General features: G+C 61.6%; 18 protein-coding genes and 2 tRNA genes. 10 read left to right on the forward strand and 10 right to left on the reverse strand.

The window, feature by feature from the left end:
* Positions 1 to 345 precede the first annotated feature (345 nt).
* Positions 346 to 421, reverse strand: a tRNA-Ala gene (locus AC4DF4_RS12110).
* 98 nt (positions 422 to 519) lie between these two features.
* On the reverse strand, positions 520 to 1,323 hold the full coding sequence (locus AC4DF4_RS12115) for a PEP-CTERM sorting domain-containing protein (protein ID WP_490048368.1): 804 nt from the start codon (positions 1,321 to 1,323) through the stop codon (positions 520 to 522).
* Between the two features lie 187 nt (positions 1,324 to 1,510).
* Here AC4DF4_RS12115 and AC4DF4_RS12120 point away from each other — a divergent pair, with 187 nt between their 5' ends.
* On the forward strand, positions 1,511 to 2,167 hold the full coding sequence (locus tag AC4DF4_RS12120) for a hypothetical protein (protein WP_490048369.1): 657 nt from the start codon (positions 1,511 to 1,513) through the stop codon (positions 2,165 to 2,167).
* 91 nt (positions 2,168 to 2,258) lie between these two features.
* On the forward strand, positions 2,259 to 3,845 hold the full coding sequence (locus tag AC4DF4_RS12125; RefSeq protein ID WP_490048370.1) for a glycogen synthase: 1,587 nt from the start codon (positions 2,259 to 2,261) through the stop codon (positions 3,843 to 3,845).
* A 14-nt stretch (positions 3,846 to 3,859) separates the two neighbouring features.
* On the opposite strand, the gene AC4DF4_RS12130 is transcribed toward AC4DF4_RS12125, so the two are convergent.
* Positions 3,860 to 4,816 (reverse strand): N-acetylmuramoyl-L-alanine amidase-like domain-containing protein, encoded by a 957-nt coding sequence (locus tag AC4DF4_RS12130; protein WP_490048371.1) that lies wholly within the window; start codon positions 4,814 to 4,816, stop codon positions 3,860 to 3,862.
* A gap of 58 nt (positions 4,817 to 4,874) precedes the next feature.
* A complete protein-coding gene (rnhA, locus tag AC4DF4_RS12135) occupies positions 4,875 to 5,348 on the reverse strand; it encodes a ribonuclease HI (RefSeq protein ID WP_490048372.1) in 474 nt (157 codons plus the stop codon).
* Between the two features lie 130 nt (positions 5,349 to 5,478).
* Between rnhA and AC4DF4_RS12140 the strand changes: the two genes are divergently transcribed.
* The 7 genes from AC4DF4_RS12140 (at position 5,479) to AC4DF4_RS12170 (ending at position 14,814) form a co-directional block, all read left to right on the forward strand.
* Positions 5,479 to 6,069, forward strand: a complete 591-nt coding sequence (locus AC4DF4_RS12140; protein WP_490048373.1) for an RNA polymerase sigma factor — start codon at positions 5,479 to 5,481, stop codon at positions 6,067 to 6,069.
* 57 nt (positions 6,070 to 6,126) lie between these two features.
* Complete coding sequence (locus AC4DF4_RS12145; RefSeq protein ID WP_490048374.1) at positions 6,127 to 9,246, forward strand: YfbK domain-containing protein; 3,120 nt, start codon at positions 6,127 to 6,129, stop codon at positions 9,244 to 9,246.
* Positions 9,247 to 9,280: 34 nt separating this feature from the next.
* Positions 9,281 to 10,012, forward strand: coding sequence for a hypothetical protein (locus tag AC4DF4_RS12150; RefSeq protein WP_490048375.1), 732 nt, complete (start codon positions 9,281 to 9,283; stop codon positions 10,010 to 10,012).
* A gap of 63 nt (positions 10,013 to 10,075) precedes the next feature.
* Positions 10,076 to 10,273, forward strand: a complete 198-nt coding sequence (locus tag AC4DF4_RS12155; protein WP_490048376.1) for a hypothetical protein — start codon at positions 10,076 to 10,078, stop codon at positions 10,271 to 10,273.
* 123 nt (positions 10,274 to 10,396) lie between these two features.
* Positions 10,397 to 12,757 carry a hypothetical protein gene (locus tag AC4DF4_RS12160; protein ID WP_490048377.1) on the forward strand — a complete coding sequence of 787 codons (2,361 nt, stop codon included), beginning with the start codon at positions 10,397 to 10,399 and terminating at the stop codon, positions 12,755 to 12,757.
* Positions 12,758 to 13,983: 1,226 nt separating this feature from the next.
* A complete protein-coding gene (locus AC4DF4_RS12165) occupies positions 13,984 to 14,517 on the forward strand; it encodes a hypothetical protein (protein WP_490048378.1) in 534 nt (177 codons plus the stop codon).
* Between the two features lie 224 nt (positions 14,518 to 14,741).
* Positions 14,742 to 14,814: transfer RNA gene (locus tag AC4DF4_RS12170), tRNA-Phe, on the forward strand.
* A 125-nt stretch (positions 14,815 to 14,939) separates the two neighbouring features.
* Here the strand turns inward: AC4DF4_RS12170 and AC4DF4_RS12175 are convergent.
* From AC4DF4_RS12175 to lipA, 5 genes are all read right to left on the reverse strand, one after another.
* Positions 14,940 to 15,923, reverse strand: a complete 984-nt coding sequence (locus AC4DF4_RS12175; RefSeq protein WP_490048379.1) for a S1C family serine protease — start codon at positions 15,921 to 15,923, stop codon at positions 14,940 to 14,942.
* Positions 15,924 to 15,977: 54 nt separating this feature from the next.
* Positions 15,978 to 16,601, reverse strand: a complete 624-nt coding sequence (locus AC4DF4_RS12180; protein WP_490048380.1) for a hypothetical protein — start codon at positions 16,599 to 16,601, stop codon at positions 15,978 to 15,980.
* A gap of 19 nt (positions 16,602 to 16,620) precedes the next feature.
* Complete coding sequence (locus AC4DF4_RS12185; RefSeq protein ID WP_490048381.1) at positions 16,621 to 17,199, reverse strand: RNA polymerase sigma factor; 579 nt, start codon at positions 17,197 to 17,199, stop codon at positions 16,621 to 16,623.
* A gap of 83 nt (positions 17,200 to 17,282) precedes the next feature.
* Positions 17,283 to 17,747, reverse strand: a complete 465-nt coding sequence (locus AC4DF4_RS12190; protein ID WP_490048382.1) for an EVE domain-containing protein — start codon at positions 17,745 to 17,747, stop codon at positions 17,283 to 17,285.
* A 5-nt stretch (positions 17,748 to 17,752) separates the two neighbouring features.
* Positions 17,753 to 18,736, reverse strand: a complete 984-nt coding sequence (gene lipA / locus AC4DF4_RS12195) for a lipoyl synthase (RefSeq protein ID WP_490048383.1) — start codon at positions 18,734 to 18,736, stop codon at positions 17,753 to 17,755.
* Positions 18,737 to 18,859: 123 nt separating this feature from the next.
* Here lipA and murI point away from each other — a divergent pair, with 123 nt between their 5' ends.
* Positions 18,860 to 19,663 carry a glutamate racemase gene (murI, locus tag AC4DF4_RS12200; protein WP_490048384.1) on the forward strand — a complete coding sequence of 268 codons (804 nt, stop codon included), beginning with the start codon at positions 18,860 to 18,862 and terminating at the stop codon, positions 19,661 to 19,663.
* On the opposite strand, the gene recF is transcribed toward murI, so the two are convergent.
* A partial coding sequence (recF, locus tag AC4DF4_RS12205; RefSeq protein WP_490048385.1) for a DNA replication/repair protein RecF occupies positions 19,660 to 20,321 on the reverse strand: 662 nt, incomplete at its 5' end. The genes murI and recF overlap by 4 nt on opposite strands.

Below are 20,321 nucleotides of genomic sequence, written 5' to 3' on the forward strand. Positions count from 1 at the left end.
GTGTTGGTTGATTTGAAACGTTTGTTCAAACAGGCGATGTCGGAACATCGCCCGATCAACCAGCACCAATCGATTTTAACATTTTAACGAAAAAAAATCCTCTTCCCCAGTTCGCCTTTGTGAGTGTTCAGATTATCCATCACGACACACAGGCGCTGGGGGTAGTTGTTGGAGTAACGTTTGAGCCTGCGACCTTGGAACTAATTCGCAGCATCCTGAGACTGAGGAATGCTATTGGCGAACCCGCCTGAGACTCGAAATGTGAAAAGAGGCCCGCAATGAAATAGGGGTTACTTTAGGGGATGTCCGACCCGTTAAATTACCGTAACTCTTTGAAAATAAGAGTGGTGGAGCGTAGCGGATTCGAACCGCTGACCCCTTGCATGCCATGCAAGTGCTCTACCAACTGAGCTAACGCCCCTTTCGGGTGGGGCAGAGGTTTATTCGCGGACCTCCGGGTGGGCAAGACGATTTTTGGAAAATTTCGCGATTTCCGGGTTTGTCCGCGGATCGGATCATTCAGCGCCTGCGGCGGAGGACTACGAGCGCACCGAGGATGGTCAAAAGTGCGGTCGATGGCTCTGGAATGGAGGCCACTGATTTGAGGCTGTAGTCCCGGCGAAGTTCGTCAAAGCCGCCGTCGTTGGCGAAGCTCAGGGTTGGATACTGGGGAGCCTCGCCCATGCCGACGCTGCCCATTTGCACGTAGAAATAGATGAAGTCGCTTTGTTTGACCCGGTCGAACAACGCGAGATCCAGATAGATGTTGAGATCCGAGCGACCGCTGCCGCCGGAGGAATTGCGGTTCACGTCCAGCAAGAGCGCGTTGTCCCGGACGGCGTCCATGTTGAAAATCAGGGTTCCCAACTGCGTCGGGTCGTTCGTGTTCTGGGAGCCGTTCGGGGAAACATAGATTTGGAACGCGTCCAAGGATTGGTAGCGAGCTTCGGCGGAGTTTGGCTCGTTCAGGTCCATCCCGACCGCAATCAAGTAGCGCCCAGTCAGGTCCTGCACGATTGACATATCGCCGACGGTCAGGTCGTGGGTCCATTGGCCGTTCACGTTGTCCATCACGCCGCTGGCGGAGGTATTGTAACCTTGCTCCGTCGGGACTCCGTTGAGCTTGAGGAAGGTGTCAAAGTTTCCGGTGCCAGAGGTTCCGGGCAAGGTTTCCGCACGGAATTTTCCGGCCCCGATAGTCACTTCTGTCACCGACGGGTCAACGAGGTCGAGGTAAGTGATGGTGTTCTGGGCTTTCGCGTGGAGCGCGAGAATCGCATGGATGCAGCCAAGAATCCTCAGGAAGCCAAGGGGGGGGGGCATAGCAGGGGGGGATTGGGGTGGGGGATTGTCAGAGGTTGGGGTAACCGGCTGACAAATGGGATCATGTCACAAATCCGGCCATTCGGAATCACGTGATGACGTAATCTCAAGATGTCGGTATTATTTGGCACATCAAACGTCCCGATGAAGGCTTGGCGAAGTGGCTTGGGCCCTTATGATTGCCGCCATGTCGAAGTATGGAGGAGAGGAAGTGTTGGTGGTGCCGCGCGCGCTGTTGGATGAAATCGGAGCATTTGAAGGAATCCGGACGGCGGGGCTGGATGCCGCGGTCGGTCGTTTGCTCGATCCCGCGAACCACTTTTTCATGGACCGGGCGGAGGCGGAAAACGACCCGAGCCACAAGCAGCTGATTCCTTACTGCATTTTCCGCTGCGGCGATCGCATCCTTCACTACACCCGCGGGAAATCCGGCGGCGAAAGCCGGCTTCACGCGAAGATTTCCGTCGGCGTCGGCGGTCATGTCAACCCGGTCGATACTGGTGGCGGCCGCACGGGATCGGACGCCTATCATGCGGCGGTGACCCGCGAAATCGAGGAGGAGCTCGATCTTCCCGAGGAGCACGAGCACCGGATCATCGCCCTGCTCAATGACGAGTCGAATCCGGTGGGCCAGGTCCATCTGGGCATCGTCCACGTGGTGGATTTGAAATCCGACGCGGTGAACTCGCGGGAGGACGCGCTCACGGATCTGGGTTTCACGCCGCTTGCGGATCTCAACGGGGCGTTGTTCGAGCGCTTGGAAACGTGGTCGCAATTCTGCATCCGGCATCTGTCGGAGGCGGGTGTCGAGTCGTTTTCCCGCGCGGCCGGAACATGGAAATAAATCCGGAATTTGGAAAGTTTGGGTTGGCGGTCGTTTGGAAATCCCGCCAAGATCGGCGCGGATAGAGTCATAGCACTGAATTTTCCGACCGATGTCAGCCAAACCCAAGCCGAAGCCAGCCAAGCCGCGAATCCTCATTGTCACGCCGGAGATCACCTATTTGCCCTCGGGCATGGGGAACATGGCGCAACGGATGTCGGCGAAAGCGGGAGGCCTGGCGGATGTTTCCGCATCGCTCGTTTCCGCGCTGTTCGAGCTGGGAGCGGACGTCCACGTGGCGATGCCGAACTACCGGCGGATGTTCCATGGCGACATTTTCAGCCTGCACGAGAAGGAGTTGAGGAAATACCACGAAGTCCTGCCGGAAGCGCACATCCACTTGGCGGAGGACCGGATTTTCTACTATCGCGACGAGGTTTACAGCAATCACTCCGACGAATCGATGCGGATCGCGTTGGTGTTCCAGCGCGAGCTGATCAACCACATCGTGCCGCGCGTGATGCCGGATTTGATTCATTGCAACGACTGGATGACCGCCCTGATCCCGGCGATGGCCCGGCGCCGCGGCATCAAGTGCTTGTTCACCGTGCATAACATCCACACCCGGCAAGTGTCGCTGGCGCGGGTCGAGGAGGCGGGGATCGATGCCGCGGAGTTCTGGATGAATTTGTATTTCACCGGCCCTCCCGCCAACTACGACCACGCCCGCTCGCACGTGCCGGTGGATCTTCTAACGTCCGGAATCTTCGCCGCCCACTACATCAACACGGTGAGCCCGCGCTTCCTCTGGGAAATCGTCGAGGGCTGGCACTCGGTGGTGCCTGATTCGGTGCGCGCCGAACTCCGCTCCAAGTATGCGGCCGGTTGTTCCGCAGGGATCCTCAACGCGCCTGACGCCTCCTACAATCCGCTGACGGATGACGCGCTGGCCCGCAATTTCGGCGTCGCGGATTTCGCCGAAGGCAAGGCGGCTAACAAGCTCGCCCTGCAACGCGAGCTCCAGCTCAAGCAGGACGTCAACGCGCCGATCTTCTTCTGGCCGTCCCGCCTCGACCCGGTGCAAAAAGGCCCCCAGCTTCTCACGGAAATCCTCCACAGCCTGATTTCGGATTACTGGGATCAGGACTTGCAGGTGGTCATCGTCGCGAACGGTCCGCACCAACACTGGATCGACAAGATCGTCTCGGCTTTCGACCTGCGGGAGCGGGTGGCGATCGTTGATTTCGAGGAGCGGCTTTCCCGTCTCGCCTACGCCGCCTCCGATTTCATGCTGATGCCTTCGTTGTTCGAGCCATGCGGGCTGCCGCAGATGACGTCGCCGCTTTATGGATCGCTGCCGGTGGTGCATTCGACCGGCGGGCTTTACGACACGGTTCACCCGCTGGATGTCGAGGGCTCGACGGGCAACGGTTTCCGTTTCGACCACTACAACGCGGGAGCGTTCCGCTGGGCGATCGACCAGGCCATGGAATTTTACGCGCTGCCGCAGGAAATCCGCGACCGGGAAATCCGCCGGGTGATGATCGTGAGCGAGAAGGAATTCAGCCACAAGGAGGTGGCTCGGCGCTATATTAACATTTACGAGGAAATGCTCGCACGGCCGTTAGTCGAGAAGGAGTCAGGCGAGTTCATCAAGTCCATCGCCGAGAGCCTCGGCGAAAATCCGGTGGAAGCCTGACCCGGCGGCGCGGCCTACTGGCGCGCCACGTTGCTTTGCCACAGCGGCGACTGAGGCACGTCGTTCGGCCGGCAAATGACGATGCCGGCGTGTTTCGAAGCGCCGTTGACGTAGTCGGCGATCGGCCGGTCGATCACGGTCATCCTCCCCTTGTCAGTGTCGGAAGTCGCATGGGCGAAATAGGCCCGGTCCCGCAGCCTGATGATCATCCCGACGTGCGAGGTATAGCCGCCGGGACCATGCGTCGTGATCGCGCAGATGTCGCCGTTCTGGAGGTATTTCTCCGCGTTGCGGACCTTGGACTTCGGGACGTGATAGACCGGCAGATCCGAGACCTGCGCCTCGATTTTCCCCATCGGCTCGATCAGCGACGGATTCGTGCGCAGGTAGCGGTAGGCTTTCCACTGCACGGTCATTTCCTTGATCTCGCGCTGGAGTCTCTGGGCTCCGGGAATCCGCGAGGTGATGTTGGTCGCGTAGCCGCGGCTCTGGTTGTCGTGGAAAACCTCTTCGAGATGGTGCATCCGGCTCAGGTAATTCCCGGTGCAGACGCCGCCCCGGTAGCGCTCGATTTCCACCATGTGCAGCAGGTCCTGCGGCTTGTAGGGCGCGGGCTTGTAGCGAAGCATCCGGGCCAGAGCCAGCGAGTTTTCATAATACGTCCAGCAGTCCATGCCCTTGAGATTGGCCACTGGCGACTCGATCCGGTCATCAACTTCGAGCGTGTAATTCACATAAGGCGTGCCCACCAGCTCGCGGGCCACGCGGATGGTCCGCTCGCCGAGCGGGAGGTTGCGCCAGTTCTCACGCTCCGCCTTGGCGACGATGGCTTGGAATTTCGACTCGCCCTGAAAGACCGTCGCGAGCGGCAAGCGCGGGCCGGACGGCGGCGGGACCGGCTTCTGGGCGAACGCTCCTTGATAGGGGAATGCGGTGAATGCCAGCAGCAGGCCGATCGTTCTCAAATTCATGAATCACCTTTAGCCGAATTTTCAAACGGAGCAAAGTGAACATTCATGGAAATCCGGATCAACTCCGCGAGGCCTCGAATCCCGCGTCTTCCAGCAGATTCATGCCCGCCACTGCGAGGTTCGCCAGTTCGTCGCAGCGCTCGTTCTCCGCATGGCCGGCGTGGCCTTTGACCCAGCGCCAGTGGATCTTGTGCTTCCCGATCGCCCCCAGCAGCAACAGCCACAAATCCTGGTTTTTCACCGGCTTCTTGTCCGCCGTCTGCCAACCGCGCCGCTTCCAGCCGTCGATCCATTTCTTGGAAATCGCGTCGATCAGGTATTTCGAATCCGAGTGCAACTCCACCTCGCAGGGCTCGCTCAGACTCTCCAGCGCAGCGATCGCCGCCCGAAGTTCCATCCGATTGTTGGTCGTCAGGCGATACCCGGCGGAAAGCTCCTTCCGGTGCTTTCCGCAAACCATCACCGACCCGTATCCGCCCGGTCCCGGGTTTCCCTTGCAGCCACCGTCGGTATGAATAATCACGCGCCTCATGAGCGGCGGAGGGTGGGGCAATTTCGCGCGGCATGACAAGCCGCTTCATTTTTCCATAAACTTTTTTCTAAGCAAATCCCGCCATCCGTGTCTTCATAAGCGTAAAGCATGACCCCGCACCCGCCGATTCATGGAAACCCGAACCGCCAGCGCCCGCTCCACGGCTGAAATCCGGCGCAATCCGGTCATTTCCATCCGCCCGCCGCAACCAACCATGGAGCAAAAAGCCACACTCCGGCAGGTCTTCGACGCGGAGGAATCCGTGCTGCTCCGCTACGCCCACGGCCTGCTCGGCCAGCGTGAGACCGCCGAAGACATCGTCCAGGACGCCTTCCTCAAACTCCACGCCCACTGGGAAGAAGTCACCCACCCGCGGGCCTGGCTCTTCCGCTGCACCCGCAATCTCGCCCTCAGCCACCTCCGCGACCACAAGCGCGAAACCCCCATGGACCCCGACCGCGAGTGGGAAAGCCCGACTCCCGATCCCGAGCAAGCCCTCGGCAAACTCGATGCCATCGGCACCCTCCAGCTCCTCATCGCCGAACTCCACGAAGACGACCGCGCCCTCCTTTCCCTCAAATACCACGACGGCCTCAAATACGACCAAATCAGCCAGCGCACCGGCCTCACGGTCGGCAATGTCGGCTACAAACTCCACCACGCCCTGCGAAATCTAGCCGACTCACTCCGCCGCCTCGGCGTGGAAAGCCCGGAGGGCTGATCTCTTCCAGATCAACAATCAAAAATTCTCAATCAACAATCGTCAATCCCTCTTCAAATGAACGAAGAACCACCACCTCCACTCGAGACCGTCGGCGACGAATCCGTCGAGGCGCGCATCGTCGCCTGGGTCCTCGGCGAGACCTCCGCCTTCGAGGCCGCGGAGCTCCAACGCCTCTGCGAAGAGCGCCCCGAACTCCTCGTCTTCCGCCGCCGCATGCGCGCCCTCCACGGCCTCCTCACCGAAGTTGAAGCTGCTGAGAAGGACCATTCGTGGAAACTTTCCGAACAAAAACGCGAGGTCCTCGATGAAATCTTCGGTAAGCAGAAAGTCACCCGGCTCGAACCGGAGAAAGAACTCCGCATCCGTCACAGCGGGCGGCGGGCGTTCCTCGCGATCGCGGCCTGCCTGGTTCTCACGCTCGTCGTCGCCAGACTCATAGGTCCTATAGGTCGTATAAGTCCCATGAAAATCGCCGTGACCACCGACACGGCAACTACCCCTCACGCGACTTCCGAGCACGCCCTCCAAGAACTCAACAAGGCGGTCCGCGATCAGGAAGACAAAGTCGAGGAGCGCCGCAAGGTCCTCGCCACCATCGTCAGAACCAAAGGCATCATTTACAAGGGACAGGACTCCTTTTACGGCCAGTCCGGCGTGGACGAGGATCAGGGCGCTCGCAGCGCTCTGCAAACTTACAATCAACTCGAGCAGGAAAAATTGCAGAAGGAGAGCCAGATCAACAGCCTTCTGAAATATGACGGAGATCAATTGATGACCTACGCATCCGGGCTCGATTTACCGGACAACACCATCAGAAATCTCCAACCGCAGTATCTTGACGCCAAGCGCCAACTGGAGTCCGCCAGGACCAACGGATTGGGCAATGACCACCCGACGGTGAAAGCCGCCGCCGAGCAAGTGCAAGCGACCAAGCGCCAGATGGACGAGGGCGTCGTCAACTTGAGAAGCACCCTGCAGGCGCAGTTGGACATGACCACCGATCGCCTGAAAAAGGTCGAGGCCATGAAAGACGACTCGCGCGAAGTAGCCATCAAGCGCGGCCTCGACGCCCAGGACTACGCCGACGCCAAGCGGGAATTCGAATCCGACCAACAGCTTCTTCAAGCGCTCAAGCTCAAGCAAATCGAGCAAACCATCGCCGCCAAGATCTCGGGTGGAAGCTTGGCCATGAGCGCTCCCGCCAGTCCCGTCGCCGAATCAGCGCGGCGCGAGGATGGCACCTACCAAATCGAGGCGTCCAAAAAGGACGCGGGCCTCAAACAAAGCGCCAAGCAAAACCAACTCGCGAAACAATCCGCCGAGCGGCAGCGGAATGAAAAGCCCGCGGATCTTCCACAAAGCGCCGCCTTGGCGGAACTTGGCAAGGACTCCGACATGGACGCGATGCCACCGATCGCAGCCAACGACATGTCCGGTGGTTTGGGAAGTGGCCGCGCCCTTGGTGGCTCTGCCTTTGCTGCGGAACCCGCCGCTCTCCCGGCACCGGCGGAACAGGAGAGGCGGTCGATGAGCTCCGCCCCAACGCTTTCCCGATCCGAATCCAAACACAAAGAACTCAACTCGCGATCTGCTGCCAAGCCGAGGGTTGTGCCTGAAAAGGATCATCACCGAGAGGAGGTGCCGTCGCAGGTCGCTTCCGTATCGCAACTCTTGGTGCCGGCAGAAGGGGAGTTGGCGCTGGCTGACAAATACTGGGACACGTCTTCTTTGGAAGACGCTCGCGACAAGAATAGCAGTGGGAACGTCGAGTATGAAATTCATACAGGCTATAGCTCGGAATACTTGTTCAGAGGAGTGGACCTCAGCTCGCCTGACGAACCCGCGCCCGCACTGGTGAATCTGATGGAGGAAATCCCCGCCGCGGAAAATCCCTACTCCACCTTCTCCCTCCACATCAGCGACGCCTCGTTCCAACTCGCCAAAGCCGCTCTTGCCAAAGGTGAACGCCCCGATCCCGCCGGCATCAAGCCCGAGCAGTTCTACAACGCCGTGGACTACGGCGATCCCGCACCGGCATCGAACGAACCGGTCGCCGCCACCATCGAGCAGTCCGCCCACCCGGTCATTCCCGGCAGGAATCTCGTTCGCGTCGCCCTCCGCACCGGCTCGGTCGGCCGCAGTGCCGTGCAACCGCTGCGCCTTACGCTGCTGGTCGATCAATCCGGTTCGATGGTCCGCGAGGACCGCCGCGCTTCGATGGAACACGCCCTCGCCCAGCTCGGCGTCCTGCTCACCAAAGCCGACCTCGTCACCGTCATCGGCTTCTCCCGCACCCCGCACCTTCTCGCCGACGGCATGACCGGCGACCAAGCCGTGAAACTCAGCGAACTCGTCAATCAAACCGCCAGCGAAGGCGGAACAAATTTGGAGGAAGCGATGAAACTCGGTGGACAGTTAGCGGAGCGCCACCAGCTCGCAGGAGCGCAGAACCGGATCGTCCTTTTCACCGATGGCGCTGCCAACCTCGGCGACGCCAACCCCGCCCGCCTCGCAGAACAGGTGAAAGCGTTCCGCCAGAAGGGCCTCGCCTTCGACATCGCCGGCATTGGCGCGGACGGTCTGAACGACCGCCTGCTCAGCGAACTGGCCCGCAACGGCAACGGCCGCTACTACGTCGTCGGCGACGAGAAGAACGACAGCTTCGCCCGCCAGCTCGCCGGTGCCTTCCGCCCCGCCGCCGAGAACGTCAAGGTGCAGGTGAACTTCAACCCGCAGCGCGTCGGGAAATACAAACTCATTGGCTTCGAGAAGGACCGCCTGAAAACCGAGGACTTCCGCAACGACGCCGTGGATGCCGCCGAACTCGCCGCGGAGGAAGCCGGAGTCGCGATCTATCAAGTCGAGCCGCTCGCCGATGGCACCGGCGAGATCGGCGAGGTCAGCGTCCGTTTCCGCGACGCCGCCAGCAAGGAAATGGTCGAGCGCGGCTGGACGATTCCCCACGAGTCCCAAGCCATGGCCTTCGACCGCGCCACGCCTTCCATGCAGCTCGCCGGACTCTCGCTGCTGGCTGCCGAAAAGCTCAAGGGTGGCCCGCTTGCCGATGCCATCGACTTCAAACAACTCGCCGGCCCGACCTCGCAGGTGAAGCAATTTTACCCCGGCAGCCCCCGCGTCGGCGACATGCTCCGCGTCATCGACGCCTTGAAATGATGAGCGCCAGAAACCACGATTGAAAAACCAAACCATGAAAGCCACGTTATCCATGAAACTGAATGTTAGCCCGGTCCTGTTGCTGGCTCTTTTTCTGCCGATCCTTGCCATCCAAGGCAGTGAGAAAGACGCTGGAAAAGAGACGGTCGTCGCCGCGGAAGCTCCTACCGCGGATTGGATGGAGTGGGCGAAGTGGGCTGAGAAGCGCCACCCGGTCACCGACGAGCTGGGCCACGGGCCCGACATTGGAGGTGATGAATGGGCGGCCGCCCTGGGCCGACGGCTGCAAATCAGCGACAAGGCCGGACATGGACCCGACATCGGGTCCAAGGAATGGCGGCAAGCCGTGGAGAAAAAGCTGAAGGCAAAGGCGGCCCCCGTGCCGAAGAAGGAGCGCCAGCTGCTTTCCTCCCATGATACCGTGGCGCGGTTTACGGGCTTGAAGGATCATCAATGCCTTGGACTAACGTCCCTCTGCCCCGACCGTTGCGGCGAGTCCGGCAAGCTCGCCACCTTCGCCATCGTCAAATACCTCGGCTACGAAAAGCCCGGTGAATACGGCGACCCGAAGCAGGAGCAATTCCAGATCCTTATCGAGGACAACCTGAAAAACCCGAAGGTCTCCGCGGAGATCCACGGTGCTGTTTCAACGCTAACACCCGGTGCGCTGGTGCATTTGCGGTGGGACCACGACTACGTCACTCAAGAAGGTTCCAAATTCCCCGAGCGCGTGATCCGGGAGCTCTCGATCATGAAAGACGAGTAAGCGCTCCAATTTACACAGCTTTTACCCACGCGACCCGGAAGTCGTGATAGAAAACCAGTCCACATGAAAACTGTTTTGAAACGCATCCTTGTGCTCATGGCGCTCGTCGGAATCGCCTTCGCCGAGGAGCCTGACAAGCGCTTCGTGGTTGTCCCGCTCAGCGAGGTGTTGAGGGACAAGCCGAAGGAAGCCCCGCTGTTCTTCTCCGTGACCGGCGAGGGCCTGCGCGATTGGTCGGTGAGGTTCGGTGAGGTTCGGTGAGGTTCGGTGAGGTTCGGTGAGGTTCGGTGAGGTTCGGTGAGGTTCGGTGAGGGCGGCGCGCGGTTTCTCGACGTGCGCCCGATCCTCCAGCCTGGCACTGATCTAACGAATTTTCGGGTTCAGGTGAAGACCCGCCTCAAGATCGGCCGGGATGCGGCGAGCCTGCTTCTGCCCGGCCCGGGCCCCGCCACCGGATTCTCGCTGGCGGTCACGGCCGCCACCGACCCCGGCGTGGAGCTGCGGGTGGTCAAAGCGGACGGGCTCATGCCCGTCGGCGACACGAAGCCCCGCAAATTCGTAGGCTATGGCAGCGCCGTGCTCGAAATCGCGGCTTTCCCAAGCAGCTATGTTTTGCCCGAAGTCGGCGTGACCGAGGTCACTGTCTACGAACTAGCGGAGACCGACCGCCGGGTGTCAGTGGACCTCGAGCTCGACATCCGCGAGGCTCCGCTGCGCGAGTGGGAAATGGAGATTTTCGCCGATCACGCGGTGGCGTCGGTCACCGGCGCGCAGGTGGCGGACTACGCCGTGGCCGGCGAGGTGAAGGATGGCAAGCGCCGCCTCAAGATCATTTTCAAACAGTCGGTCATGAATCGCCAACTGGTCAGCGTGCGGCTGGAGAAGAACGAAGCAGCCAAGGCCGGCCCATGGAATCTCCAGGCCCTCGGATTTCCCGGCGCGAAATCCCGCCGCGGCTACATCGGCGCTGTCGCCGCGGCGGGCTATCGCCTGGTCGCGGGCAAGACAGCGGGCGTCGCCGAGGTGCCTGTCACCTTTTTCCCGAAGAAAGTCGCAGGACTCCAGCAGGCGTTCCGCTTGCGGGAGGGGGACTGGCAGGTTGGGCTCACCATTGAAGCGCTCGGCCAGAGCGTCCAGGCGGACGTGTTCCATCTCTACTCGCTCAAGGCGGGCGCGGCTTATGGCAGCGTGCTGATCAACTATTTCGTCGTCGGCGCGCCTGCCAGCGAGTGGAGGATCTCCGTGCCCGATGGCATTGGGAATATCGAGGTGACCGGCCAGAACGTCGGCCGCGATTGGCGGCGTGAAGGGAATACCGTGATTGTTCCGCTATCGAGTCCGGTCCTGGGCACCGGCACCGGCCTGCTCACCTTCGAGCAGCCGATGAGCGCGCGCGGCGGCGAGCTGACACCGGGTGACGTCCGCCCGCTCGACGTGCAGGCGGAGCGCGGCTATGTCCAAGTAGTCAGCCCGCTTCAGGTGAAATTCCCGAAGCCTGTTAGTGTGGGTCCCTTGCTCGCCATCGATGTGAGCGAGTTGCCCGCGGAGTTCCGGCTGCTCAGCACCGCGCCGACTCTGGCAGCGTGGCAATATACGGCTCGCGATTTCAAGATCGGGATGAAAGTCGAGTGGTTCAATCCCGGTGAAACCGTCGAGCAGGCCATTGATTTCCTCGAACTCACCAGCAAGATCTCACGCGACGGCGAATGGATCACCGATGCCGGATTTTTCGTGAAGTCCCGCGGCCGCAGCGCCTTGCGGACGATTCTGCCCGTCGGTGCGGCATTGTGGGAGGCGAAGGTGAACGGCCAGACGGTGAATGCCCGCGCGGATGGCGATGCCACTTTGATTCCGCTTCCGCTGAAGACGGATCCGAATGAAGCCGTGGAGGTCAGCCTGCGCTACGGCGCCCGCGGCGCGAAGGCCACGGTGGTGAGGCTCGGCGCCCCACGGCTGGAAGCACCGGTAGTCATCGGCGAGTGGAAAGTCACCGGTGATGAGGGCCGGCAACTTGTCCCCCGCGGAGGCACGGCGGAACTGGTAGGCAGCGGCCTGGCTGAAAACGGCTGGAAGTGGCTGGCCAGAAATCCGCGACCTGCCGGAGGATTGATTTTGTTAGGCATCGCCGCGGTGTTCTCCGGGATCTGGGCGACGCCAGGAGTGCCGCGGTTCCTGTCGCTGCTGTTGGGGTTTGCTTTCATCATGGTTGCAGGCGGCATCGGCATCTCAGCCGCGGTCTCCGGTTGGAGGGGCTCGGCGGTTCTCGAATATGCCGTGCCGGTGATGGCGGCCGGAAGCGATGTGGCGGTGGAGATTGGCAACGTGGCCCCGTGGCAAGCGCGAACGGGGTGGGGGACGTGGCTCGTTTTCGCGCTTGGCTCGATGATCGTCCTCCGGGGGTGGTTTATGAGGGACCACTGGTGGAAATCCTGCGGCGTTGCGCTGATAGGCGTGTCGCTTCTTTTAATTCACGGTGGAGCCCCGATCTTCTTTGGGGTCGCGGCACTGGTCGCCTTGATCTGGTGGCTGCCCCGGATCTCCCAGGCAATCCGGGATTTGCGCAAGCCCGGGATCGTCGAGGCGGCAGCCGCACTCGTCATCCTAGCAGGCTTCTCGTGCGATACCGCCCGTGCTGAGAACGCTCCCGCGGCGAAACCGGCCGAGTCGATGATCCATAAACTGGCAAATCCACGGAGGGCGCCTGCACGGGACGCTGGACGTCACGCTGCGGGGCGATGCCGGTGACCGGTTCCTGTTACTGCGAGCGCCTGCCGTGCTTGGGAAATTCGAAGGAGGGGGAATGCGTGTCGTCAAGGACCGGGTCGGGGATGAAGACGCGTATTTCATCATCGCTGAGAAAGCCGGAAGAATGACCGGCAAGGCAAGCTTCGAAATGCCGCTCACCGATCCCGACAAAGGCTGGCTGTTACCCGGTGGTCCCGCGGCCATGCGGCAAGTGACGCTGCGCTGGGACCAGCCCGGCTGGGAGTTTTTCTCACCGGGCGCGGCCAGAATCACGACACTCGATCCGCTCGCCGCCCGTGAAAGTGGCGCGGTAATGATCCTTGGTCCGGCGGATCCCGTTCTGATCCAGGCCCGCCCGAAACAGCGCGACGTCAGCACGGAGGAAACCCGGTTTTTCGCGGAAGTGTCCAATCTCTATCTGCCAAGACCCGGCGTGGTCAATGGCAGGCACCGGGTTTCGATCCGCCCGGCGCAAGGCCGCGTCTCGGCGCTGGTGATGACGGTGCCTGACGGATTCACCGTAAGCGATGTCGTCGATGGACCTGTCGGCTCGTGGCGGTTTTATCCGGACAAGCACGAGCTGCGGGTGCCGGTGGGGCCCGCGCAGGACCGGGCGTTCAACTTCACGATCGAAACCCAGCGTGGCACTGGCACGTTGCCGTTGAATCAGGATCTCGCACCGCTCCGCGTGGCAGGAGCGGCCGGGGAAATCGGTTATCTCGCGCTGGCTTTCGGCGACGAGGCGCAGCCTGAGTCGATCACCGTCCAGGGGCTGTCACGGGTCAATCCCGAGGACTTTGATCAAACCCTGCTGCCACGCGATCCGGAGGGAAATCCGATGGTCCTTCTGCAGAACGCCTTTCGCTATGGTTCGGGTGACGTCTTTGCCCATGTTAGGGTCGCCGCGGTCGCCCCCGAACTGCGGGCGGAATCGTGGCAACTTGTCTCGCTCGGTGACGACCGGCTAGTGGTGTCCACGGACCTCATCGTCACGATCACCCGCTCCGGCGTATTTCGCCTGGCACTCGACGTGCCGGATGGATTGGAAATCGAGACCGCTACCGGCGAGGGGCTGAGCCACTGGACCGAAAGCCAGATGGACGGCAAGCGCGTCGTCACCTTGCACCTGGCCAGCAAGTCCACCGGCAAGCGCACGTTCAACCTGACGATGACCGGACGCCCGCCCGGGGCTCAGGAAAAATGGCAGCCAGGCCTTCAGCAACGCCGTGCGCAGCAACCAGCTCGACGCCGCGTCCGGCGAGGACGCCCGTGTCCAGCTCCGCCAGCTCAAGACCCAGCAGGCGGTGTTAGGTCTCAACACCCGCAGGCAAAAGCTCGCGATCGACAACCGCAGCGCCATTCCGCAAGCCGACAATGCCCAGCTCGACCGGGCGGCCCAGGCGTATCCCGTCCTGCGCGGCGGTTACAACTACGATCCCAAACAGTTCGACCGTTTCCTCGAGGGCAACACCTCCGACGAGAACGCCGCGCTCAAGGAAATCGCCAACCGCATCGTCACCCAGCAGCTCGCCGCCGAGCCCGCGCCGGTAGCGCTCGACATCACGCTGCCGGAGCGGGGCACCGTCCTGACCTTCGGCCGCAGCGTGCAAGTGGACGGCCAGCGCCCGATGTCCATCACGCTCAAACTGAAGCGCAGCGGCAGCGGATTCGCCTGGCTCGCCATCCTCCTCTGTCTGCTGCTAGGTGGTATGTTTGGAGCGAAGCGGCCGGCTCGGAGCAAAGGCTTTGGATCCGACTGAGGCAATCGGGACCTTGTTCCTTGTTGTCCCGACGTCATTTTCCGTGGATGCAGAAGCGCCAGCAAGGTCGTTGCGCCTCAGGGGTTTCCCGAGCCGGGCGGGAAGGGTTTCGCAAGGAATCCCGGGCCACTGTTGGAAAATGCCGAAATAAGCGATTTTCGGGTTGTCAAAGCCCCGGTGGCCGCTCTTACTGCCGCCCCGCCCCCAAGGGTGCAGGAGATCAAGGCCCGATAGCTCAGTCGGTAGAGCAGTGGATTGAAAATTCACGTGTCGGCGGTTCAAATCCGTCTCGGGCCACCTTCCTCCCTCGTTTGGGAATCACAGATTTCAGTGAGTCCCGCGTCGCCGGAAAAAACACACCCGCGCCCGAACACTTGCCGAACGCGGGTGTGAACCCATCTCCATGAAAAATGTTGTGATGGTCATTCTTGGGGGAAGTCCGGCTGGGCGTTCGGCCTCAGTTGCAACCTCAGGCCGTTGCCGTTGAAATGGGTGTCGAGATTGAGGCTTTGCACGCGTTGGCGCACGTCGTCAGGAGCTGCTGCCCGGTCCTGGGCGGTGTCCCACGGGCCGCTCCAAGTGACGTTGTCCTGCTGGTCGCGGATGGTGACTTCCTTGCCGCCGTCCTTGGATTTCACTTCGACGCTGCCCTGCTGGTCCTTCATTCTAACCGTGGCCCCGCCCTGGATCTGTGGCTGGCCGTTGCCGGCTTCCGGTTGGAGCAAGCCTTTGCCCATGCCGTCTTCCATGCGCTTCTTGAGATCGCGCAGGGCTTCTTTCATCTGGGGGGCTATTTGCAGCCCGTTATCTCCCAGCTTGAGATCCATTTCGCCGAGATTGCCTTCGATGGCCTGGCGGATGCGGTCGGCGAGTTCCTTGGGCAGGCCTTCGAGATTGCGCGGATCGAGGGGTTGTGGCTCCATGGCGGCAATCGCGGCGGGCCTGACGCCCAAGGCGACCTCGAGCTTGGTTTGCTTGCCCTTGTGGATGAGATCGATGGTGACGGTGTCGCCGGGCTGGTGAGTCGCGATTTGATTTGAAATCGCCTCAGGCGATCCGATTTCCCGGCCGGCGACGCGGAGGATCACGTCGTTGGCGGTGATCCCGGATTGGTCGGCCGGGCCGCCGGGCACCAATGATCTAACCAGCACTCCTTCGCCGGGTTTTAGATCGAGATGGCCGGCGAGCATTTCCGGGACATCGCCGGAGACCACGCCGAGGAAGGCGGCTTGTGCCTGGGGCGCGGGCATTGCTTCGGCCTGGAGTTTGATCTCTGGCAGCTTGCCGTCCTTTTGTTCCGCGACGGCTGGCGGCGGCGCGTCGTCCGCCGGCGCTTCGAGAGCGAAGGCAGGCATGGCCAGGGCGGCAAGTCCGGCGGTTACGAATTGAAATGAGTGAGTCTTCATGGCTTATGAATTTGAATCGGAGGCGTTCCGGATTTTTGTTTGAAAATTTCCGGCTCAATCGGTCTTCGCGGGGACCAGCATGTATTCGACCCGCGGCTGTTCGACCTGGAAGGTTCTTCCGTTAGTGTCTTTGAGCGTGAGTAGGTCTTTGTAAACCACGCGGACGACGGTGTGCGGCTGGTTGTTGGATTTCCAGACAACCCCCTCATCGTGGACTTCACTCAGCCCGCGGTTGAAACTGGCAGGAACTAGATTCGGATTGGCGGGAGCCGTGACCGGCGGCGATGTCACGGCGACTTGGCGGGTTGGATTCACAGGGGCCTTTCCAGCGGGAATCATCAGCGCGGTGATGGCGCCAATCAACGCCACGGCTGCGGCCGCGCCCCAGATCGGGCGGGGCTGGCGCGCGCGGACGGCCGCTTTCGGGAACAGCAGGATCTTTCCGTCCACAGGGAAGGGGACTTCGCTGAGGATGGATTCCAGGCTGGCCGTGAAGCGCGGTGAGAGCCTGGCCGGTGAAGATTCGCGGAGAAGCTCCTCAAAACGGATTTCTCCGGGACTGAGCCGGGTAAGCGTTCCGTCGGCGGCGGCTTCAAGCCGGGCGAGCAAGGCTTCGTCGAGAGTGGCCGCATGGAGGTCGCGAAGTTCCGCCTCGAGGGATGGCTGGTCAGGTGTCATGACGGCTTGCTGTATGAAGTTAGATCGAAAGGTCGCCGCGGCGGCGGGCGTTGGCCAGGTTGCGCTTGAGAGCTTCAAGTCCATAGCGATACCGGGAGGCCGCCGTGTTTTGGGAAATTCCGAGAATTTCACCGATCTCGGCGAAGGTGCGCTCGCCCCAGATTTTCATGGTGATGACCTCGGCGAATTTCGGAGGCAGTTCCTTGAGGCTTTTTTCGAGCTGGTCGCGGGTTTCGTCGTCCGAGGAATCGCTCTCGAACCATGGATTGAACGCGTCGAACTGGCCGGTCTCGGCATCGGCGCCGACGTTGTCCTCGCGGCGTTTGCGGCGGTCGTCGCGGCGGCTCAAGTCGATGGCGAGGCGGCGGATGGTCGTGTAAAGATACGGTTGCCATGCCTCTTGGCCGCCGACGAATTCGCCCGAGCGGACTTTTTCCACCAGCTTGACGAGAGCGTCCTGGAAGACGTCTTCCGCATCTCCATGGGAGCGGGTTTGCTGGCAGGCGAAGAGTAACAGCTTCGGGCCGTGTTCTTTAATCCACTCACGCCAAGCGGAAGCGGCGGGCGATGCTTCGGAGACCGCAGTTAGGGATGCCATGGGGGTGTCTTCGTCCATACGAGCGGAGCAGGTTGCGGGATTTTTCTCCCGGTTTTCCATATTAAACCCGGCTCAGGGCCGGATCAAGACTTCCATCCGGCGAGCTTGCAGGCGCGCTTGAAATGAAGCGGATCGACCGGGTTGATCGAGAGCCGGGAGCCGCGCTGGCAGACCATCATTTCCGAAAGCACGGGGTCCGCCTTGATCGCTTCGAGTGTCAGCATTTCAGGAAATTTTCCGACGAATTCGAAATCGGTGAGCCACCAACGGGGATTTTCCGGTTTGGACTTGGGGTCGTGATATTCGCTCTTTTCGTCGAACTGCGTGGGGTCCGGGTAGGGCGATCCGACGACGCGTGCGACGCCGGTCACGCCGGGCGGCTTGGCGTTCGAGTGATAAAACAGGGCGAGGTCGCCAGGTTTCATTTCCTTCCACATGAAGTTCCGTGCCTGATAGTTGCGGACGCCGCTCCACGGCTCGCGCTTGACCTTGGCGAGGTCGTCGATGCCGAAAACGTCGGGCTCGGATTTGATCAACCAGTGGCGCATGACGATCAGGCGATGGCTTTGAGCAGGCCCGGATGAGGTGCGGGCAGGGGAAGGTGCTCGGGTCCGAGTTCGAGGCCGCGGGCGGCGCGGACGTCGGCCTCGATTGCTTCAAGCACATCGAGTTCCGGGCGGAAATTCGCGGCATGATAGGAGCTGCGGACGAGCGGGCCGCTGGCGACGTGGCGGAATCCTTTGGCGAGCGCGATGGCTTTGTATTCGTCGAAAGCATCGGGCGTGATGTATTCGACGACCGGAAGATGCTTCTGAGTCGGGCGCAAATACTGGCCCATCGTAAGGACAGTGACGTCGTGGGCGAGCAGGTCGTCCATGGCGCGGAGGATTTCCTCGTGGCGCTCGCCGAGGCCGAGCATGACGCCGCTTTTGGTGGCGACCTTGCCGTTGACCATGGTTTTTGCCTTTTTCAAAACGGTGAGGCTGCGCTGGTATTGGGCGCGCGAACGGACGAGCGGAGTGAGGCGCTCGACGGTTTCGAGGTTGTGGTTGAAAATGTGCGGACGGGCTTCCATCACCATGGCGAGCGCCCAGTCGCGGTCGTTGAAATCCGGCACGAGCACCTCGATGATGATCTCCGGATTCGTTTGGCGGACGGCTTCGATGGTTTGCTTGAAATGCTCGGCCCCGCCATCGCGCAGGTCGTCGCGGGCGACGGCGGTGATGACGACGTGGCGCAAATTCATCCGGCGGGTGGCCTCGGCGACGCGTTGCGGTTCGTCGGATTCGAGCGCGTCGGGCTTAGCGGTTTTGACGGCGCAGAATCCACAGGCGCGGGTGCATTTGTCGCCGGCGATCATGAAAGTGGCGGTGCCTTGGCCCCAGCATTCCCAGCGGTTAGGGCACTGCGCTTCCTCGCACACGGTGACCAGTTTCAAGTCGGTGATCAGCGACTTGGTGGACCAGAACGCCGGGTTGTTCGGCAAGCGGACTTTGATCCAGTCCGGCTTCTTGTCCCGGTGCAAAGTCGGATCCATCTTCATTTTCGGCCCACAGCTGCTCATTTCGGCGGGAGGCTAGCCCTGCGGATGGCGGCGGGGAAGCGGAAAGTGGCTGGCTTTGCGCTTGGCGACGGCGGGCGGGCGTTCACACTCCCGCCAGTGAATTCAGCGCCTCTTGGATTTTTCGACTCGGGTGTCGGCGGTTTGACCGTCGTCCGGGCTGTGCAGGAACTTTTGCCGGCGGAAAATATTTTGTATCTCGGCGATACCGCCCGGCTGCCATACGGCTCGAAAAGCCCCGAAACCATCCGCCAGTTCGCGGACGAGGACGTGCGGTTCCTGATCTCTCGCGGGGTGAAAGCCATCGTCGTCGCCTGCAACACCGCGACCGCGCACGCCTTACCGAGTTTGCATGAGAAATACCGGATTCCCATTCTCGGCGTGATCGAGCCGGGCGTGGAAGCCGCGCTCGCCTGCCCGAATGCCGAGCGCATCGGCATCATCGCGACCCGCGGGACGATCCGCTCCCACGCCTACCAACATGCGCTCGCGCTGCGAAAAACCGGCCTGATGATCCATGGTCAGGCGACTCCGCTGTTGGTTCCGTTGATCGAGGAAAACTGGATCGACCACCCGGCGACGCGGCAGGTTTTGAAGACTTATTTGGACCCGCTGGTGGAGAAGGGAATCGATACGTTGATGCTCGCCTGCACCCATTATCCGCTGCTGATCCCTGTTTTGCAGCAGCTCTTGCCGGCGGACGTGCGCCTCGTGGACTCCGCGACGACTTGTGCCGAGCATTTGAAAAAGGAACTCACGCGGCTGGATTTGCTAGAACCGACAGACCGCGATGGCGCGCTGGAACTCCATTTGACCGACCTTTCCGAGGAGTTCGAGTTGCTGGCCCGCCAGTTTCTCAAGAAATCTCCCGGCCGCATTCACCGGGCGGTTCTCGGGATTTAGTCAGACACGTTGCCGTCGTTCACGCGGAAACGGCCGAGTCCGCCGAGCTGCGGCGTTTCCCGCATCCAGTCGAGGTGCGTGGTGGTGATCCATTTCTGCGCGAGCGGCGGAAGGTGGTTCATCAGCGCGTTGCGGCGGCCGGGATCGAGCTCGCCGAAGATGTCGTCCATCAGGTAGATCGGCAGTTTTCCGCCGCGGCGCTCGAGCAATTTCCCCTGCGCGAGTTTTAGGGCGAGCGCGAGTGTGCGCTGCTGGCCCTCGCTGGCGAAATCGGCGGCGGGCATGCCGTGGATTCGCAGGTCCAGTTCGTCGCGGTGCGGGCCGACGACCGCCTGACGCAAGCGGGTTTCGCGTTCGCGGGCTTGCAGCATCGACTCCCGCAAATCCGGGCCACTGGCGGGGAGGTAATTCAGCGTCAACGGCTCGTCCTTGCCGCTAACCGCCCGCTGCGCCTCGGCGGCAAGCGGGGCGAGTTCCTCGATCAAGCGCGCGCGCGCCTCCATCAACACGCTGCCGTGCTCGACCAGGATATCCTCGTAGGATAAAATTTCCGCGTCGCGGGGCCGGCTCTCCTTGAGCAGCAAATTCTTTGCCCGCAAGGCCCGGCGGTAGCGCGACCACGAACGGCGGTAAGCGGGATCGATTTGCGCGCCGAGGA

It is taken from the genome of Luteolibacter sp. (assembly GCF_058122085.1).

Bases quoted from the DNA above. Each gene is read 5' to 3' on its own strand.
- lipA (WP_490048383.1), bottom strand. From the start codon at position 18,736: ATGGATCCGACTTTGCACCGGGACAAGAAGCCGGACTGGATCAAAGTC.
- AC4DF4_RS12155 (WP_490048376.1), top strand. From the start codon at position 10,076: ATGAAAACTGTTTTGAAACGCATCCTTGTGCTCATGGCGCTCGTCGGA.
- AC4DF4_RS12120 (WP_490048369.1), top strand. From the start codon at position 1,511: ATGTCGAAGTATGGAGGAGAGGAAGTGTTGGTGGTGCCGCGCGCGCTG.
- AC4DF4_RS12115 (WP_490048368.1), bottom strand. From the start codon at position 1,323: ATGCCCCCCCCCCTTGGCTTCCTGAGGATTCTTGGCTGCATCCATGCG.
- AC4DF4_RS12140 (WP_490048373.1), top strand. From the start codon at position 5,479: ATGGAAACCCGAACCGCCAGCGCCCGCTCCACGGCTGAAATCCGGCGC.
- AC4DF4_RS12180 (WP_490048380.1), bottom strand. From the start codon at position 16,601: ATGACACCTGACCAGCCATCCCTCGAGGCGGAACTTCGCGACCTCCAT.
- AC4DF4_RS12145 (WP_490048374.1), top strand. From the start codon at position 6,127: ATGAACGAAGAACCACCACCTCCACTCGAGACCGTCGGCGACGAATCC.
- AC4DF4_RS12130 (WP_490048371.1), bottom strand. From the start codon at position 4,816: ATGAATTTGAGAACGATCGGCCTGCTGCTGGCATTCACCGCATTCCCC.
- AC4DF4_RS12125 (WP_490048370.1), top strand. From the start codon at position 2,259: ATGTCAGCCAAACCCAAGCCGAAGCCAGCCAAGCCGCGAATCCTCATT.
- AC4DF4_RS12175 (WP_490048379.1), bottom strand. From the start codon at position 15,923: ATGAAGACTCACTCATTTCAATTCGTAACCGCCGGACTTGCCGCCCTG.
- AC4DF4_RS12150 (WP_490048375.1), top strand. From the start codon at position 9,281: ATGAAAGCCACGTTATCCATGAAACTGAATGTTAGCCCGGTCCTGTTG.
- AC4DF4_RS12185 (WP_490048381.1), bottom strand. From the start codon at position 17,199: ATGGCATCCCTAACTGCGGTCTCCGAAGCATCGCCCGCCGCTTCCGCT.
- AC4DF4_RS12190 (WP_490048382.1), bottom strand. From the start codon at position 17,747: ATGCGCCACTGGTTGATCAAATCCGAGCCCGACGTTTTCGGCATCGAC.
- rnhA (WP_490048372.1), bottom strand. From the start codon at position 5,348: ATGAGGCGCGTGATTATTCATACCGACGGTGGCTGCAAGGGAAACCCG.